The sequence below is a fragment of the Pseudomonas frederiksbergensis genome, assembly GCF_001952935.1.
GTDB lineage: Bacteria > Pseudomonadota > Gammaproteobacteria > Pseudomonadales > Pseudomonadaceae > Aquipseudomonas > Aquipseudomonas frederiksbergensis.
Genome location: NZ_CP018319.1, coordinates 5,686,827 through 5,704,790 on the forward strand (window position 1 = coordinate 5,686,827; position 17,964 = coordinate 5,704,790).

A 17,964-nucleotide genomic window follows, 5' to 3' on the forward strand; every position below is an offset into this window, starting at 1 on the left:
TTGCTGATGCTCATCGCCGGATATGGTTGCCAGTCAGCCTCTTCCGACAATCCCCAGCACTGCTTTGAACAGAGCGGACAGGCGTTCAGCGAAGTATTGAGCTGCTATCGCAAAGCCGAAGCGACGCAACCGCTGCGCTACATCAGTAAGGGGCAAGAGCAACAGCCCGGCGTCAACATCCGGCGCTTCGAGCTGAGGTCACAATCCTGGAGCCAGGGCGGTAAAGTCGCCCCGGCAGACTGGATTCATGGAGTCGACCTGTACATTCCCGACAACGTCAAGGGTACGCGTGCCGTGCTGGTCGCTAACGACGGCGTCAATAATCCTTTGCCCGGAGAGTCTCCGGGAGCACCCAACAACTTTTCGAAGCAAACACTGCTCAACATTGCCCGGCAAACCGGCTTGATCGTAGTGGCTGTCAGCAATGTCCCCAACCAGTATTTGACCTACAGCGATGACGGCGTGCCGCGCACGGAAGATGGCAGCGTTGCCCACAGCTGGAAACTATTCATGCAGGCCCCGGAACAACAGCCTTTTATGTCACTGCATGTGCCGATGATGGAAGCGCTGGTCAAGGCCATGGACCTGACGCAAAAGGAAACGCAGCCAGGCCAGGTGGTGAGTTTTCTTGCCACCGGCGCGTCGAAACGCGGTTGGGCGGTATGGCTGTCCGCCCTTTCGGACTCACGCGTCGATAGCATCGTGCCGTTTGTCATAGACGTCTTGAACACGGACAAAGTGTTCGACCAGACGTTTCTGGCTTACGGCGGTAACTGGCCTCTGGCGTACATCGACTACTACTCGCAAGGCGTGATTGCCCAACGCAAGAGCGAGCCGTTCAAGAAGTTGCTGCAAGTCGAAGATCCAATGAACTATCGAAATCTATCCGGCTACATCGACCGCATGAAGATCCCGAAATACATCGTCAACGCCAGTGGCGATGACTTCTTCATCCCGGATGCTTCGCGCCAGTATCTTGCGGATCTGCCGGGGGACAATACACTTCGGGTCATTCCCAACGCCGCCCACGATGTGCGGGCGTTTGTTGAAGCGAACCTGATTCCTTACATCAAGCGGCGGCAGACCGGCCATACCGCGCCGAGGTTAAAGGCACAGGAACAGCATCTGGACGCCACATCAACCCAGTTGCAGCTGACCTTGTCCGAAATGCCAATCAGGATGACCCGGTGGACAGCCCACAACCCAAAGGCCCGGGACTTCAGGTACAACTGCGGCGTGCGCTACACCGAAGCACAGTTGCCGGCCTCAACGGAAGTCCATGCGACTCTCCGTGCTCCCAAGATGGGTTGGAGCGCAGAGTTCTTCGAGGCTGAGTACGCAGACGGCGTTGTCGAAACGACAATGGTCAAGATTCTTCCGGATACGTATCCGAATCAGGCACCACCCGCCGATGGAGCGTTTTGCAGAACACTACCCGCCACCCTGGGTCAGTGAATCAAGACACGAAAATCTCGACCGCTTTGCTCAGGGGGTTGTCGTGTTTCCTTGACTGCACGTGACTGACAAACCGTTTTCCACTGATCAGTAGCGAAATAAAGTCAAATGCACCATTTAAAACTCCAACAAACTACCTGGCCCTCTTGCCTGTTATAGCAAAGAGGTCTTCGCAGTCGAACAACATGACAACCCACTAACTACGCAATTATTCCAAACAAATGCAATACACACTTACATACGTCGACTTGCCATCAATTAAATACTAAAAGAGGATACCTCAAACATACAACCCTGAAATAACTGGATTTACCATGAGCTCTAGCAATACATTTCAAAGGCACTTGTCAAGACCTTTGATTTATAGCCCGCCTCAAGATCACAACAGTCGTAAAGACAATATCGAACGACGGGAATTTCTCGACAAATTAAAGCGTCGAGTGCAAGACAGTAGTCACTCCAGGGAAGTCAGCCTGGAAGGTTCTTTTATCTCCCTCGAACCTGGCTCATCGCTAGAAGAAACTCTCCAGCCCGCAAGAGTCATGTTGCGAAACATGGTCGAAAAAACCTCTTTCAAAAATCTTTTATTGAAACTCCGGCTGCCCGAAGACTCACTGTTTGAAGTAACAGCCACAGGTCAGGTCAAGGCACACTACGCTGGTAGAACCCTGAGTTTCGAGAGTGCATTCAAACTGGCTCCGGATCTGAACGATGATCTTGTTGTATTGGTTGAAATGGCGCAATTGACCGGTGGCGTCGTCACCCTTGACGACCAGGTCGGCATGATTCAATGGTTGAGATTCCATCGTTACCTCCTCCCTCGAACGGTAATCGATGCTCAGAATTTGATTGCCTTCCTGGAGCAGTCACATCCGGAAAGTCCACCATTCGGCAACTATTGGGAAATGGTAATGGCCGGCGAAAATAATCCGCTCACTATGTCATCAGCACAGCGGGACCGGCTTCGAACACTGATCAAGGAGTACACCAAGGGCGAGTCATTATTGGAACTGCTTTCAGACACTATTCTGGGTGGACGATCCTCTCCCATCAAACGATCGGAGGCGGAGTACTTTCTGAAAATGCTTGTTTCCAGCCCCATTGCTCTAATCTGGGCAAAAAGTTTTGTACGGGACCTGAAGTGGTATGGTGCGCAAGATGATCAGCCCTTATCGGATGAATCTCTCCAGCAAATACTTTTCACTGCGCTACTGTTGGATCTCCATCCGAAGGTCGGGGAGCAAGAGCCGCGCAATCAAGTGGCCGGGTTCGATCTCTATGCAGCCCAACATATAGAGAAGTCTTTCACCAGTGTTCAAACGGAATTCGAAAGACATTTGATCAATCAGCACCGGATCACTGAACAGAACGTAGCACTGGCCTCCCATTTATTGCTGGCCGGCACCGCGCCGGAGTTCCTGGTCCAGGACTTGCCACCTACTTTGCTATTAGGCACCCCGCAATGGGTTGATTACTGCCGGACCATCGCGGTGCAGGAAGCTATCTCACCGGGATCGTCGCGCGTAATGACCCATGCGCAAATACAACACCTGATGAAGTCCGAGTCAGTCACAGAGTCGCAACAGGCACTCAATGCCTTGGCTGCTGTAGATCCAGTGATCAACTGGGCGTTGCTCAACAGTATCGTCACCCATGATGAAGTGAACCGCTCGGCCAAGGATTCGCTTGAAGTGGCCGTGGCCGCTTACGCCCGCCATGCGAAAACCCTTGCTGAAACGGCTGAAACGCTGTCTCGCCCCTTGCCGACCCGCAAGAGCGTCGCCCTGGATATCCTCAAGCAAGTCGCCAAAGGATGCACCTATCTTGAAGATGACGTCCTTCACCAAAAGAGCAATCGATCACTCGAAGACGCCTATGCCGACCCGTTTCTCATGTCCCCTGTAGACCTGCACATGTCCAACGACCTGCAGACAGGCGATTGGGACTTGAAGCATGGAGCAAGTATTTATACTGCGTTTCCAAAGATGCTCCCCAATCTGATCTCCGCGCAGGGAGAGTTTTACCGCCAATTCAATCGGAACTACCTGTTACATGCGCAGGCTATGTATACGCATTTGAAACTAGCCCTTTCATCCTTGCCGCTTGTTGATCGAGTGCGGCTGCTGCGCGGACAATTGACGATATTCTCTGTACGGCCTTCAGTCGCCACTATTCACCCAATCACCCGTTTCCCCATGAATCCATTAGCGTCAACCCTTGACGTCATACTTAAAGTGCCGAATCGGGTTCCCATGGAGAGTCATAAAGACAAAGAGCAGGCCACCGGTCGTTACGGCGTGGTGATGTGTACCTACTTCGAAGGACGATTGAGCTGTTATGAGCTGTTCACCTTGCACGGAGTCTGTCGTGAAAACACGGAACTGGCCGAGCTGATCGAAAGGGAGAACCTGTTACGTACAAGCCCCCGCGGCAGTGAAAAGAACCACACCCATCCGGCACCGGTGCATCAACTGCCCACGGACATCGAGTGCTACACCCATGGGGTCACACCTGGCCTCGTCAATACCAGTCGTGGCGTCATTGAAAAGATCGGTGAACTATCCGCACCCCCACTGGCTTCGGACATTGAAAGCAAAGGCTATTACCAAAGTTTCTATTCAAGTGAATTCGAGTCACTCGTAAACTTCGTGCTCAAGCACCGGCCAATCGCAACCTACGATGAGTTGGTGAAAGAATGTTGGGGGCAAACCCGGCTGGAGGCATTGCGTGCAGAACGTGAAGAGGCATTGAACACGTTTCTCAATATTGTCGTACCGTTCAAATCATGCATCGAAGACATCAGTTCAGACGATCTGGATCGACAGTTCCAAGGCGTAGGTGCCTGCACCCTGGAAGCTGCGATGACGCTTCTGTTGGTGGTCGGGGCCATTGGCAAGATAGCCAGTATTGCCGCCCGAAGCATGACCCTTGCAACGAAAGCCAGCGCCCTGGCCAAAACTGGCCTGGGCCTGGTAAGCAGCTTGCTAAACCCGCTGGATGGCGTTCCGGATTTGCTTATAGGTGGCGCGAAACTGTTGCGCAAAGGTATTAACGGGAGTCTTGCGGCCTTGGAAAACGCCGTTTCCGATCTTCGACAGTTGACGGGTCAGACTCAATTCGAGCAATTGGCCAGAGCCGGCGATCCAGACATCATTCGTCTCGGAACCTGGCGCCCTGCGCAAACTTCCCAGGATGCCTTCCAGGTATGGGGTATACGCCACCATGACGAATGGTACGCACTGAACCGATTTGGTGAGCCTTGGGGAGCCAAACTGAAGGGTTTTGATCTCAAACTTAAATTGCCCATCCCACGCTGGCATAAAATCATGCCTAAAAGCTACGCTCGTACAGTGATCAAAGAAGGCTTACCACTCGCCAGCAGAAAAGTAGACGATGCCATCAACGTATTGAATGACCCAACGCTGATCCAGGAATCGAATGCGGCGCTTGTCCTTCTGCTTGCGAATGACTCTTCCGCAGCCCGAAGTGCTTACCGTGACTACCTGATTGCAGTAAAAGAGGACCTTACAAATATCAAACCCGGCAACTTTATCCTCGACAGCAGTAAAGAAAGCGACTCAGTAGCCGAGCTGCATTGGGGGCTGTACAACGACTGGAAGACTGGCGACAAGGCGCAAAATGCCAACAACGAATTTATCCGGGTCTACAGTGACAACTTCAACGAGGCTTATCGCAGGGATCATTTCAACCCGGGCATTACTGCCGATACTTTCGTTCATGAAATGTTCCACGGTGCGCCGAAAACCAAAGATTTCGCCTACGCTGAAGACACCGGATTATTTCAGCGTGGCTCTCAACAATTGGACGTGAGTCCACTCCTGAATCTCGCCAACGGCAAGATGTCCATGGGACTGCCGAGTTTTCCAAATACCAACTACAACAGCAGCATGGCGTTTAAAAATGCCGACTCGTTTGCATTGACGACATCGCTGCTCAGCCAATTAAAGACCAACAAGCAAGCGTATCAGCAGAATATAGCGACCATGAAAGCGGCACTCAAAAATGCCAACCATGGATACATCAATGGGCAGACACTGGTAAAAATCAACATTCTCTGAGTTTCAGACAGACCGAGTTAACGATACCGGGCGCATGCGACCACTACTGTACTGTGGTTTAATTGCGCCCTTTTTTGCCCCCTCGCTTGCTGCAAAGGATCACTGTTCATGACCCAGCCCCACGCAACCAAAGTCCTGGTCATCGGTTACGTCTGGCCCGAGCCCCGCTCTTCAGCGGCCGGTGGACACATGATGCAAATTCTCGAGACCTTCTTGCAGCAAGGCTGGGACATTACTTTCAGTAGTCCGGCCAGCTCCGGTGAGCATCGGGCAGACCTGTCGGTGTTGGGCATTCGCGAAATCCCGATCGAATTGAACAACAGCAGTTTCGACACGTTCATCAGCGAACTGGCTCCGGATATCGTTTTGTTCGATCGGTTCATGATGGAAGAACAGTTCGGCTGGCGAGTTGAAAAGCACTGCCCCCATGCCTTGCGCGTGCTTGAGACCTCCGACCTGCAAAGCCTGCGAGATGCCCGCCATCAACGCCTCAAGCAGCGTTTGAAGGCGAATGACGACACCAATGACTTCAATGAACTGTTCGCGCCAGCGTTACGTGAAGAGTTTGAGCTCATGGCCGAGACCGATCTGGCCAAACGGGAAATCGCAGCGATTTATCGTTGCGACTTGAACCTGATGATTTCCGAAGTAGAGATCGAGTTGCTGGTCGAGCAATTCAAGCTGCCGCGCCACTTGCTGCACTGGTGCCCGCTGATGGTCGATCTACCGAGCGTGCCGCCGGTTTCTTTTGAAGACCGTGCGCACTTTCTCAGCATCGGCAACTTCCGTCATGCGCCGAACTGGGATGCGGTGCTCTGGATGAAAACCACTATCTGGCCGCTGATCCGCGAACAACTGCCCAAGGCTCAATTGCACATTTACGGTGCTTACACACCACCCAAAGCGACTGCGTTGCACAACCCCGGCCAGGGCTTTCATGTGATGAACTGGGCGCAAGATGCGTTAAAGGTCATGTCTGACGCACGGATTTGTCTTGCGCCCCTACGCTTTGGTGCCGGCATCAAAGGCAAGATTGTCGACGCCATGTTATGCGGCACGCCCACGATCACCACGCCAATCGGCGCAGAAGCGATGCATGGTGAACTACGCTGGCCGGGGGCTGTGACCCGAACAGCACAGGCGTTCGCCGAGTGCGCGGTTCAGCTGTACAAGGATGAAGCTCTGTGGATGGACGCCCAATCCCTTGGGCAAACGTTGCTCGCCGATCGTTATCGACAATCGGAACATGGCCCGGCACTGATCGAAAAGTTGTTGTATTGCCAGCAACATCTGGCACGACTTAGAAGTGATAACTTTACGGGAAGCATGTTGCGTCATCACCATCACAAAAGCACGCAATACATGGCGCAATGGATTGAAGCAAAGAATCGAAATACGCCATAAAGCTCACACCAACAATAAATATTCTGCATCACCACCCTTATTGACCAGGCCAACTCCACATCTTATAAGTACCCGCCGAACTTGAACTTCGCTAGTTAAGTTCGCATAACTAATTTCTATCTTTAAAACAATGCAAGGATGCGTTGAATGGATAACTTTCTTCAGAATACAAACACGCTTAAAAACTGGATGCTCGCCACGCCGGCAATTGATTCATTGTCACTCTGTGAATTGACACTGCCGGGTACACACAACGCAGGCTGCGACTGGAAAGCGTCCTGGCCGTTTTTTGGCCCTCCCGCCCATTGGGTGGCATGTCAGCATGAGTCGTTCTACAGCCAGCTGTGTCACGGTTCTCGGGCTCTCGACATCCGTTTATTGCAGGACGATAGCGCAAAAGGACTCGACAAGTTCGGCATGCATCACAACGGCTCCCGCAATTCTCGCACCTTGAGGAATCTCGTGACCGACGTGGAACAGTTTCTTAAGGAGAGCCCGAATGAATTCATTATTTTAGACTTCCATCAACTACAGGGTGAGGGGTTTGATTTCACTAACTTCAATAATTTGGTGAAACAGTATCTTGGCCATCGCATAATCCCCACCAAAAATCTATCTCTAAGCTTACATCAGCTCAAACAAATCAGCGCTGCGCAAAGAATTATAGTCGCGGCCCCATGGCACAGCGCTCTTGATCGAACTGTATTTCACGAGCAAATCAGGCACAAATGGTCTGGCAGCGGTATCACTAACGCCGCTGATTTGAAGCAACACATTATTAATGTATTGAAATACCCGCCAGGCACAGGCGCACCGTGGTCACTTTCCGCCACCAGTTACAGCGCGCTCGGTGGCCCCGTGGATATTCATGACGAGCTTAATTCCTGGTTCGATCCGAATAACAGCGATTGGGCGTCAAAATGCAACATCATCAACGTCGATTTTATTGAAGAGTCCAACATCGTCTCTTATTGCCGAACGGTAAACCTGATGAAAGCGCGCGATCGGGTCCCCCGTTAGCGAAAGTCGTGGCAGGCTGGCACAGAAGGCGCCAAAAGAGGCATGATCGAATAGCGATAACAAGAAAAGCATCCTGACATGACCCGATCAGCCCGCGTGACAGACCCCTCCTACGAACTGATGGACGACCACAACGGGTTGTCCATCATCTACCGTCAGCACGGATTCCCTTGCCCGCTGGTGCGTTGGCATTTTCACAAGGAATACGAACTGCACCTGATCGTCGCCAGCTCCGGCAAAGTGTTCATCGGTGACTACATCGGTAATTTCTATCCGGAATCGCTGTTCCTCACCGGCCCCAACCTGCCCCACAACTGGATCAGCCAGGTGGCCGAAGACGAAGTGGTGCCCAAGCGCGACATGCTGGTCAATTTCACGGACGAGTTGTTCGACAGCGGCCACTTGGTGTTTGCCGAGCTCAAGGCACTGGCGCCACTGTTGGAGCGCGCCCAGTACGGCATCGAGTTTCGCTGCAAGCGCACCATCCGCCAGGCCATGACCTTGATGCAACGCATCGCCGATACCCAGGGCGTGACGCGTCTCGGGCACTTTTTCATTCTGCTGGAGTTGCTGGCCGCCTCTGACGATTTTCAGTTGCTGTCCGGGGCCACGACACCGCAATTGGCCGACGAGCACAATATTGATCGCACCAACCGGGCGGTGGATTACATTTTCGCGCATTACGCGCGGGAACTGCCGCTGGAAGAAGTCGCCGAGCACTTGGGCATGAAGCCGACCTATTTCAGTCGAGTGTTTAAACAAGCCACCGGCCGCTGCTTCATCGAATTCGTCAATCGCCTGCGCATCAGCAAATCCTGCGAGTTGCTGGCCGATGGCAACAAACCGGTGACCGATGTGTGCTTCGAGTCGGGCTTCAACAATATTTCCAATTTCAATCGGCGCTTTCAGCAACTCAAGGGCATGACACCCTCGCATTACCGACGGTTGGCGGTGCAGCGGTTGACCGAACAAAACCTTGGGTAAACACAAATCCATGTGGGAGCGGGCTTGCTCGCGAAAGCGGTGGATCATTCAACAGTAATGTTGACTGACACGACGCCTTCGCGAGCAAGCCCGCTCCCACAGGTTAAGACCTGTTTTCGCACTAAAAACCTGTACGTATTCGATAGGCGTTAACCGCTGAAAACCCGTCCCCTGCACCTCTCCTCTCAAAGCCAAGTGCAAAATAGTATCGATTCAAGTGCGATGGATGATTTGTCACGTCATCAATTGAAGGCTGTAATCAGTGCACATTCTTCCCCCCGCAGGAAGACACAAAAACAATAACTGTCCTTCTGTAACCCGCCGGGTGCAGAAAAGGAGTGCACGATGCAACCTTCTGTAAAAGCTCTGCTTGCCCTTACCTGCATGACCCTCAGCAGTGTCAGCCTCGGCGCCCAGACCCTGACCATCGCCACCGTCAACAACAGCGACATGATCCGCATGCAAAAACTCTCGAAAACCTTCGAGGCCGAGCATCCGGACATCAAACTCAATTGGGTGGTGCTGGAAGAAAACGTGCTGCGCCAACGCCTGACCACCGACATCGCAACCCAGGGCGGACAGTTCGATGTTCTGACCATTGGCATGTACGAAGCCGCACTCTGGGGCGGCAAAGGCTGGCTGGAGCCAATGAAGGACTTGCCGGCCAGTTATGCCCTCGACGACGTGTTTCCATCGGTGCGTGAAGGCTTGTCGGTCAAGGGCTCGCTGTACGCTTTGCCCTTCTACGCCGAAAGCTCCATCACCTATTACCGCACCGACCTGTTCAAGGAAGCCGGGCTGACCATGCCCGAGCACCCGACCTGGACCCAAATCAGCGAATTCGCCGGCAAACTCACCAATAAGGATAAAGAACAGTACGGCATCTGCCTGCGCGGCAAGGCCGGTTGGGGCGAGAACATGGCGCTGATCACCACCGTCGCCAATGCCTATGGTGCGCGCTGGTTCGATGAGCAATGGACGCCGGAATTCACCAGCCCCGAGTGGAAAAACGCGCTGAACTTCTACGTCGACACTATGAAGAAATCCGGTCCGCCGGGCGCATCGAGCAACGGTTTCAATGAAAACCTCGCGCTGTTCAACAGCGGCAAATGCGCGATCTGGGTGGATGCCAGCGTCGCCGGCTCCTTCGTTACTGACAAGACCCAAAGCAAGGTCAGTGACCACGTCGGTTTCACCTACGCACCGCACGAGACTACCGATAAGGGTTCAGCCTGGTTGTATTCCTGGGCGCTGGCGATTCCGACCAGTTCCAAGGCCAAGGACGCAGCGAAAACCTTCAGCGCCTGGGCCACCTCCAAGGAATACGGTGCTTTGGTAGCCGAGAAAGACGGCATCGCCAACGTACCGCCAGGTACTCGCGCTTCGACCTACAGCGATGAATACATGAAGGCTGCGCCGTTCGCCAAGGTGACCCTTGAATCGCTGAAAGCCGCGGACCCGAGCAAACCGACCCTCAAGCCCGTGCCCTATATCGGCATTCAGTTGGTGACCATTCCTGAATTCCAGGCCGTGGGCACCCAGGTCGGCAAATTGTTCTCGGCAGCGCTGATCGGCCAGACCACGGTCGACCAGGCGCTGACCGCTGCCCAGTCAACCACCGAACGTGAAATGAAGCGCGCCGGTTATCCCAAGTAACCCCGCTACCAATGTGGGAACTGCTTGTGTGGCGAGGGAGCTTGCTCCCGCTCGACTGCGCAGCAGTCGCAAAGCTTTTGGGGCCGCTTCGCGACCCAGCGGGAGCAAGCTCCCTCGCCACACAAGCCCGCTCCCATAGTTGATCTTCATTTGTCTGTTCTTAATCGGTTCTATCGCCATGAATATTTCAACTGCCAAAGCTCACATGGACATTCCCCAACCGGTGCGTAAAAGCCGGTTGGCCAATCCCGGCTGGTTCCTGGTCAGTCCCTCGGTGGCGTTGTTGCTGCTGTGGATGATCGTGCCGCTGGGCATGACCGTTTACTTTTCGCTGATCCGCTACAACCTGCTCTACCCCGGTGAAAACCAATTCGTCGGGCTGGAGAACTTCAGCTACTTCCTCAGCGACTCGGGCTTCATACCCGGCGCCACCAACACCTTGTTGCTGGTCGGCAGCGTGCTGCTGATCAGCGTGGTGTTCGGCGTGTTGATCAGTGCGCTGCTGGAGGCCAGTGAATTCCTCGGTCGCGGCATCGTACGGGTGATGCTGATTTCGCCGTTTTTCATCATGCCCACCGTCGGCGCGCTGATCTGGAAGAACCTGATTTTCCATCCGGTGTCGGGGATCCTCGCCCACGTCTGGAAGCTGTTCGGCGCGCAACCGGTGGACTGGCTGGCGCACTACCCGCTGCTGTCGATCATCATCATTGTCTCGTGGCAATGGCTGCCCTTCGCGATCCTGATCCTGATGACTGCCATGCAGTCCCTCGACCAGGAACAGAAGGAAGCCGCGCGCCTCGACGGTGCCGGGCCGATCGCGATTTTCTGGCACCTGACCCTGCCGCACCTGGCACGGCCGATTGCCGTGGTGGTGATGATCGAAACCATCTTCCTGCTCTCGGTGTTCGCCGAAATCTTCACCACCACCAACGGCGGCCCCGGCTACGCCTCGACCAACCTCGCCTACCTGATCTACAACCAGGCGCTGGTGCAGTTCGACGTCGGCATGGCGTCCGCCGGTGGCTTGATCGCAGTGGTGATCGCCAACATCGCCGCCATCGTGCTGGTGCGCATGATCGGCAAAAACCTGACAGACAAAGCCTGAGGCCTGCGCCATGACCCTTCAACAATCCCGCCGTCTGCAAAGCCTGCTGCTCGGCACCCTGGCCTGGGCCATCGCGATCCTGATCTTCTTCCCGATCTTCTGGATGGTGATGACCAGTTTCAAAACCGAAATCGACGCGTTCGCCACGCCGCCGCAGTTCCTCTTCACGCCGACGCTGGAGAACTACCTGCACATCAACGAGCGCAGCGATTACTTCAGCTTCGCCTGGAACTCGGTGGTGATTTCGTTCAGCGCTACGGCCCTGAGCCTGCTGATCGCGGTGCCGGCGGCGTACTCGATGGCGTTCTACGAAACCCAGCGCACCAAGGGTACGCTGCTGTGGATGCTCTCCACCAAGATGCTGCCACCGGTGGGCGTGCTGATGCCGATCTACCTGCTGGCCAAGAGTTTCGGCCTGCTCGACACGCGCATCGCGCTGATCGTGATCTACACGCTGATCAACCTGCCGATCGTGGTCTGGATGATTTACACCTACTTCAAGGACATCCCCAAGGACATCCTCGAAGCCGCGCGCCTCGACGGTGCCACGTTGTGGCAGGAGATGGTCCGGGTGCTGCTGCCGATCGCCAAGGGCGGGTTGGCGTCCACAGTGTTGCTGTCGCTGATCCTGTGCTGGAACGAGGCGTTCTGGTCGCTGAACCTGACCTCGTCGAAAGCCGCGCCGCTCACTGCGTTGATCGCCTCCTACTCAAGTCCCGAAGGTCTGTTCTGGGCCAAGTTGTCGGCAGTGTCGACCCTGGCTTGCGCACCGATCCTGATCTTCGGCTGGATCAGCCAGAAACAATTGGTCCGCGGCCTGTCGTTCGGCGCCGTGAAATGACGATCGCCGACTCAATGCGACCACTGTGGGAGCGAGCCTGCTCGCGATGGCGGAATGTCATTCAACAGTGATGTCGACTGACACGGCCTCATCGCGAGCAGGCTCACTCCTACAAAAAAGCCCGCACGGCTCAACTGAATAACAACAAGTGGAGGCCCATCATCATGGCCAACCTGAAAATCAAGAATCTGCAAAAAGGCTTCGAAGGCTTTTCCATCATCAAAGGCATCGACCTGGAAGTGAACGACCGCGAGTTCGTGGTGTTCGTCGGCCCGTCGGGCTGCGGCAAATCCACCTTGCTGCGCCTGATCGCTGGCCTGGAAGAAGTCAGCGGCGGCACCATCGAACTCGATGGCCGCGACATCACCGAAGTCAGCCCGGCCAAGCGCGACCTGGCGATGGTGTTCCAGACCTACGCCCTGTACCCGCACATGAGCGTGCGCAAAAACATGTCGTTTGCCCTCGACCTGGCGGGCGTACCGAAAGCCGAGGTCGAGAAGAAAGTCGGCGAAGCGGCGCGCATCCTCGAACTGGGGCCAATGCTCGAACGTAAACCGAAACAGTTGTCCGGCGGTCAGCGTCAGCGCGTGGCCATCGGCCGAGCCATCGTGCGCAATCCGAAGATCTTCCTGTTCGATGAGCCACTGTCCAACCTCGACGCCGCCCTGCGGGTGCAGATGCGCCTGGAACTGCTGCGCCTGCACAAAGAACTCAAAGCCACGATGATCTACGTGACCCACGACCAGGTCGAAGCCATGACCATGGCCGACAAGGTTGTCGTACTCAATGGCGGCAAAGTCGAACAAGTCGGCTCGCCACTGGACCTGTATCACCAACCGGCCAACCTGTTTGTCGCCGGGTTCCTCGGCACGCCGAAAATGGGCTTCCTCAAGGGCAAAGTCACCCGCATCGAAAGCCAGCGCTGCGAAGTGCTGCTGGACGCCGGCACCCGCATCACCTTGCCACTGAGCGGTGCCAACCTGAGCGTCGGCGGCGCGGTGACCCTGGGCATTCGCCCGGAGCATCTGAATCTCGCGCAAACCGGCGATTGCACCTTGCAGGTCACCGCCGACGTCAGCGAACGCCTGGGCAGCGACACCTTTTGCCACGTGGTGACCTCGTCCGGCGAAGCGCTGACCATGCGCGTTCGCGGCGACCTGGCTAGCCGCTACGGCGAGTCGCTGAGCCTGCATCTGGACGCCGAACACTGCCATTTATTCGATGCCGACGGCGTGGCGCTGACCCGCCCGTTGCGCGCTGCAGCCTGATTTCGAGACCATGTGATGAAACTCAATAAACACAACCTCAACCGCCTCGCCCCTGAGGTGATCCTGCCGGCCTATACCCTGAGCGACACTCGCCAAGGCATCGCGCACATCGGCGTCGGCGGTTTCCACCGGGCGCATCAGGCGTATTACACCGATGCGTTGATGAATACCGGCGAAGGCCTGGACTGGGCGATTTGCGGTGTCGGCCTGCGCGCCGAGGACCGCCGTGCCCGGGACGACCTCAAAGAGCAGGATTACCTGTTCACCCTGTTCGAGCTGGGCGATACCGACGACACCGAAGTCCGGGTGATCGGCGCGATTCGCGACATGCTGTTGGCTGAAGACGGCGCACAAGCACTGATCGACAAGCTCGCCAGCCCCGAGATCCGTATCGTTTCGCTGACCATTACCGAAGGCGGCTACTGCATCGACGACAGCACCGGCGAGTTCATGGCCCAGCTGCCGCAAATCCAGCACGACCTGGCACACCCAAACACACCGAAAACCGTGTTCGGTTTCCTCTGTGCCGCGCTGGCCAAACGTCGTGCAGCCGGCACGCCCGCGTTCACCTTGATGTCCTGCGATAACCTTCCGCACAACGGCGCAGTCACGCGCAAAGCGTTACTGGCGTTCGCCGCTTTGCGCGATGCCGATCTGCGGGACTGGATCGCCAGCAATGTCAGTTTTCCGAACGCGATGGTCGATCGCATCACGCCGATGACCAGCACCGAACACAAGCTGCAACTGCACGATAAACACGCTATCGACGATGTTTGGCCGGTGGTTTGCGAACCGTTTGTGCAATGGGTGCTGGAAGACAAGTTCGTCAACGGTCGGCCGGCCTGGGAAAAGGTCGGCGTGCAGTTCACTGACGACGTCACGCCTTATGAAGAGATGAAGATCAAACTGCTCAACGGCAGTCACCTCGCCCTCACTTACCTGGGTTTTTTGAAGGGTTACCGCTTCGTTCACGAAACCATGAACGACCCGCTGTTCGTGCGCTACATGCGTGCCTACATGGACCTGGACGTGACCCCGCAACTGTCACCCGTGCCGGGAATTGACCTGACCGAATACAAGAACACCCTGGAGGCGCGCTTCTCCAACCAGGCGATTGCCGATCAACTGGAGCGCGTGTGTTCGGACGGTTCGTCGAAGTTTCCCAAGTTCACGGTGCCGACGATCAATCGATTGATTGCCGATGGGCAGGAAACCAAACGGGCGGCGTTGGTAGTAGCGGCTTGGGCGCTGTATTTGAAGGGCGTGGACGAGAATGGCCAGACCTACAGCATTCCTGATCCGCGGGCGGCGTTCTGTCAGGCGCTGGTGGCGGATGATGCGTTGATCACGCAGCGGTTGCTGGCAGTTGAGGAGATTTTTGGGACGGCGATCCCGCATTCGCCCGAGTTTGTGGCGGCGTTTGAGTGGTGCTGTAACAGCTTGCGCGATGTCGGCGTGACAACAACCCTCGAACGAGTACTCGCCAACTGATCATTCCCACGCTCTGCGTGGGAATGCCTCAAGGGACGCTCCGCGTTCCAATTCGCGAAAGGGACGCGGAGCGTCCCGGGCTGCATTCCCACGCAGAGCGTGGGTACGATCTTCGGCAGGGTGTATCCATGACAAACCAACAACTATTCCTCGGCATCGACTGCGGCACCCAAGGCACCAAAGCCATCATCCTCGACGCCATCAGCGGTCAGGTGCTGGGCCAGGGTGCTGCCGCGCACACTTTGATCAGCGGTGCCAATGGCCGCCGCGAGCAAGACACCGCCCAATGGCTGGAAGCCTTCGCGCTTGCCACCCGCCGCGCATTGCTCGCGGCGAAGGTCGACGGCCAGGACATCCTTGGCATCGGCGTTTCCGGCCAGCAACACGGGCTGGTGCTGCTCGACGATCAGGGCCAGGTGCTGCGCCCGGCCAAACTCTGGTGTGACACCGAATCCACCCCGGAAAACGACCGTCTGCTGGTCCATCTGGGTGGCGAAAAAGGCTCCCTGGAACGCCTCGGCGTTGTGATCGCCCCGGGCTACACCGTCTCCAAACTGCTCTGGACCAAAGAACAACATCCGCTGGTTTTTTCCCGGATCGCCCGCATCCTGCTGCCCCATGATTACCTCAACTATTGGCTCACCGGCCGCAGTTGCAGTGAATACGGCGACGCCTCGGGCACCGGGTATTTCAACGTGCGCACCCGCCAATGGGACTTGCAGCTGCTGCGGGATATCGATGCCACCGGGCGACTGCAAGCTGCGCTGCCGGAGTTGATAGACGCTCATCAAGCCGTCGGCACGATCCTGCCGAGCATCGCTGAACACCTGGGCATCAACCCGCAGGCGCTGGTTTCCAGCGGCGGTGGCGACAACATGATGGGTGCCATTGGCACCGGCAACATCAAGCCCGGCGCTATCACCATGAGTCTCGGTTCTTCGGGGACGGTGTACGCCTATGCCGACCAGCCGAAAGTCAGTCCGGACGCTTGCGTCGCAACGTTCTGTTCTTCCAGTGGTGGCTGGCTGCCGCTGATCTGCACCATGAACCTGACCAACGCGACCGGGGTGATTCGCGAGCTGTTCGAGCTGGATATCGAACAGTTCAACGACCTCGTCGCGCAAGCCCCCATCGGGGCCGAAGGCGTGTGCATGCTGCCATTCCTCAACGGCGAGCGCGTCCCCGCCCTGCCCCATGCCACCGGCAGCCTGCTGGGCTTGACCATGACCAACCTGACCCAGGCCAACCTGTGCCGCGCGGTGGTCGAAGGCACGACCTTCGGTTTGCGTTATGGGCTGGACCTGCTGCGGCAGAATGGCTTACAAAGCCGCAGCATTTGCCTGATCGGCGGCGGCTCGAAAAGCCCGGTGTGGCGGCAGATCGTCGCCGACATCATGAACACCCCAGTCATCTGCACCGAACAAAGCGAAGCCGCGGCCCTTGGCGCCGCGATTCAGGCAGCGTGGTGCAAGTCTTGGGAAAACGGGCATGAAGACAGCCTGGAGGATCTATGCAAACGCTGCGTGAAGCTCGATCCAGCCAGCGAAACCTTGCCGATCGCAGACAATGTGGCGGCCTGTCAGCAGGCCTACGAACGCTATCAACAGCATGTCGCAACCCTTTAAAGAGTGAATAACTATGTACCTGGTGTGTGGCGAAGCGCTGTTCGATTTCTTCAGTGAAGAGGACGCCAGCGGCCTGGCGTCAAAAGTGAATTTCAAGGCGATTGCCGGCGGCTCGCCGTTCAACGTGGCGGTGGGTTTGCGTCGTTTGGGGGTGGATGCGGCGCTGTTTGCCGGCCTGTCCACCGACTACCTCGGTCGGCGCTTGCAGCAGGTGCTGCAGGATGAAGGTGTGCGCCCGGATTACCTGGTGGATTTCGCAGCGCCTACGACTCTGGCGATGGTGGCGGTCGGGGCCAATGGTTCGCCGCATTACAGCTTCCGGGGTGAAGGCTGCGCGGATCGTCAGCTGAAAACCGAGCATCTGCCAGAACTGGGATCTGAAGTGCGCGGCCTGCACATCGGTTCGTTTTCGCTGGTGGTACAACCGATTGCCGACACGCTGTTGGCCTTGGTGCAACGGGAAAGCGGTAAACGCTTGATCAGCCTGGACCCCAACGTGCGGCTCAATCCTGAGCCGAATATCGATCTGTGGCGCTCTCGGGTTGCCACCTTGGTTGAGTTGGCCGACCTGATCAAAGTCAGCGATGAGGATTTGAGCCTGTTGTACCCCGAGCAGGATCCGCAACGGGTCATTGAAGGCTGGCTGCAGCATCGCTGTCAGTTGGTATTTCTGACCCGTGGTGGCGAGGGGGCGACGGTGTTCAGTCGTGCCCATGGTTCATGGTCGGTACCGGCGAGTTCAGTGAAAATCGCCGACACCGTGGGCGCTGGCGATACGTTCCAGGCGGCGTTGATTGCCTGGCTGACGGAGCAGCAGCTGGATTCGGTTGAGGGCGTGCAGCAACTGAGCCGTGAGCAGATCGACGGCATGCTCAAATTTGCAGTGCAGGCGGCAGCGCTGACCTGCAGTAAGACCGGGCCGGATCTGCCGTATCGCCATCAGTTGGATCTTCGCTGAGGCTGATGGCCTCCTCACGACAGGCGGCATTCAGTCGGGTTAACCATTGCTTAACCTCGCGGTCCAAAACTTTACTGG

Annotated in this window: 12 protein-coding genes; all 12 read left to right on the top strand. The window is 56.3% G+C overall.

The genetic code is table 11. From position 1 onward, the window contains the following. Positions 1-6: 6 nt before the first annotated feature. A complete protein-coding gene (locus PFAS1_RS26590; protein WP_232252182.1) occupies positions 7-1,455 on the top strand; it encodes a PhoPQ-activated protein PqaA family protein in 1,449 nt (482 codons plus the stop codon). Between the two features lie 314 nt (positions 1,456-1,769). Next, positions 1,770-5,534: a hypothetical protein gene (locus PFAS1_RS26595; RefSeq protein ID WP_076031174.1), complete on the top strand. Its 3,765-nt coding sequence runs from the start codon at positions 1,770-1,772 to the stop codon at positions 5,532-5,534. Between the two features lie 108 nt (positions 5,535-5,642). Further along, the gene (locus tag PFAS1_RS26600) at positions 5,643-6,938 is read left to right on the top strand and encodes a glycosyltransferase (RefSeq protein WP_076031175.1); all 1,296 of its coding nucleotides are present in this window, start codon (positions 5,643-5,645) and stop codon (positions 6,936-6,938) included. Positions 6,939-7,085: 147 nt separating this feature from the next. Then, positions 7,086-7,958: a phosphatidylinositol-specific phospholipase C domain-containing protein gene (locus PFAS1_RS26605; protein WP_076031176.1), complete on the top strand. Its 873-nt coding sequence runs from the start codon at positions 7,086-7,088 to the stop codon at positions 7,956-7,958. Between the two features lie 78 nt (positions 7,959-8,036). Beyond that, positions 8,037-8,942 carry an AraC family transcriptional regulator gene (locus tag PFAS1_RS26610; RefSeq protein ID WP_076031177.1) on the top strand — a complete coding sequence of 302 codons (906 nt, stop codon included), beginning with the start codon at positions 8,037-8,039 and terminating at the stop codon, positions 8,940-8,942. A gap of 345 nt (positions 8,943-9,287) precedes the next feature. Further along, entirely contained in the window at positions 9,288-10,598 is a 1,311-nt protein-coding gene (locus PFAS1_RS26615) for an ABC transporter substrate-binding protein (RefSeq protein ID WP_076031178.1), read from the top strand. A 178-nt stretch (positions 10,599-10,776) separates the two neighbouring features. Beyond that, entirely contained in the window at positions 10,777-11,703 is a 927-nt protein-coding gene (locus PFAS1_RS26620) for a carbohydrate ABC transporter permease (protein WP_076031179.1), read from the top strand. Positions 11,704-11,713: 10 nt separating this feature from the next. Continuing rightward, positions 11,714-12,544, top strand: a complete 831-nt coding sequence (locus tag PFAS1_RS26625) for a carbohydrate ABC transporter permease (RefSeq protein WP_074876465.1) — start codon at positions 11,714-11,716, stop codon at positions 12,542-12,544. A 164-nt stretch (positions 12,545-12,708) separates the two neighbouring features. Continuing rightward, positions 12,709-13,812: an ABC transporter ATP-binding protein gene (locus PFAS1_RS26630; protein ID WP_076031180.1), complete on the top strand. Its 1,104-nt coding sequence runs from the start codon at positions 12,709-12,711 to the stop codon at positions 13,810-13,812. 15 nt (positions 13,813-13,827) lie between these two features. Further along, the gene (locus PFAS1_RS26635; protein WP_076031181.1) at positions 13,828-15,303 is read left to right on the top strand and encodes a mannitol dehydrogenase family protein; all 1,476 of its coding nucleotides are present in this window, start codon (positions 13,828-13,830) and stop codon (positions 15,301-15,303) included. A gap of 128 nt (positions 15,304-15,431) precedes the next feature. Next, the gene (gene xylB / locus PFAS1_RS26640; protein WP_076031182.1) at positions 15,432-16,928 is read left to right on the top strand and encodes a xylulokinase; all 1,497 of its coding nucleotides are present in this window, start codon (positions 15,432-15,434) and stop codon (positions 16,926-16,928) included. Between the two features lie 13 nt (positions 16,929-16,941). Beyond that, the gene (locus PFAS1_RS26645) at positions 16,942-17,886 is read left to right on the top strand and encodes a carbohydrate kinase family protein (protein ID WP_076031183.1); all 945 of its coding nucleotides are present in this window, start codon (positions 16,942-16,944) and stop codon (positions 17,884-17,886) included. The last annotated feature ends 78 nt before the right edge of the window (positions 17,887-17,964 follow it).

Excerpts from the sequence above, each read along its gene's own strand:
- PFAS1_RS26590 (WP_232252182.1), top strand. The coding sequence starts at position 7 with ATGCTCATCGCCGGATATGGTTGCCAGTCAGCCTCTTCCGACAATCCC.
- PFAS1_RS26595 (WP_076031174.1), top strand. The coding sequence starts at position 1,770 with ATGAGCTCTAGCAATACATTTCAAAGGCACTTGTCAAGACCTTTGATT.
- PFAS1_RS26600 (WP_076031175.1), top strand. The coding sequence starts at position 5,643 with ATGACCCAGCCCCACGCAACCAAAGTCCTGGTCATCGGTTACGTCTGG.
- PFAS1_RS26605 (WP_076031176.1), top strand. The coding sequence starts at position 7,086 with ATGGATAACTTTCTTCAGAATACAAACACGCTTAAAAACTGGATGCTC.
- PFAS1_RS26610 (WP_076031177.1), top strand. The coding sequence starts at position 8,037 with ATGACCCGATCAGCCCGCGTGACAGACCCCTCCTACGAACTGATGGAC.
- PFAS1_RS26615 (WP_076031178.1), top strand. The coding sequence starts at position 9,288 with ATGCAACCTTCTGTAAAAGCTCTGCTTGCCCTTACCTGCATGACCCTC.
- PFAS1_RS26620 (WP_076031179.1), top strand. The coding sequence starts at position 10,777 with ATGAATATTTCAACTGCCAAAGCTCACATGGACATTCCCCAACCGGTG.
- PFAS1_RS26625 (WP_074876465.1), top strand. The coding sequence starts at position 11,714 with ATGACCCTTCAACAATCCCGCCGTCTGCAAAGCCTGCTGCTCGGCACC.
- PFAS1_RS26630 (WP_076031180.1), top strand. The coding sequence starts at position 12,709 with ATGGCCAACCTGAAAATCAAGAATCTGCAAAAAGGCTTCGAAGGCTTT.
- PFAS1_RS26635 (WP_076031181.1), top strand. The coding sequence starts at position 13,828 with ATGAAACTCAATAAACACAACCTCAACCGCCTCGCCCCTGAGGTGATC.
- xylB (WP_076031182.1), top strand. The coding sequence starts at position 15,432 with ATGACAAACCAACAACTATTCCTCGGCATCGACTGCGGCACCCAAGGC.
- PFAS1_RS26645 (WP_076031183.1), top strand. The coding sequence starts at position 16,942 with ATGTACCTGGTGTGTGGCGAAGCGCTGTTCGATTTCTTCAGTGAAGAG.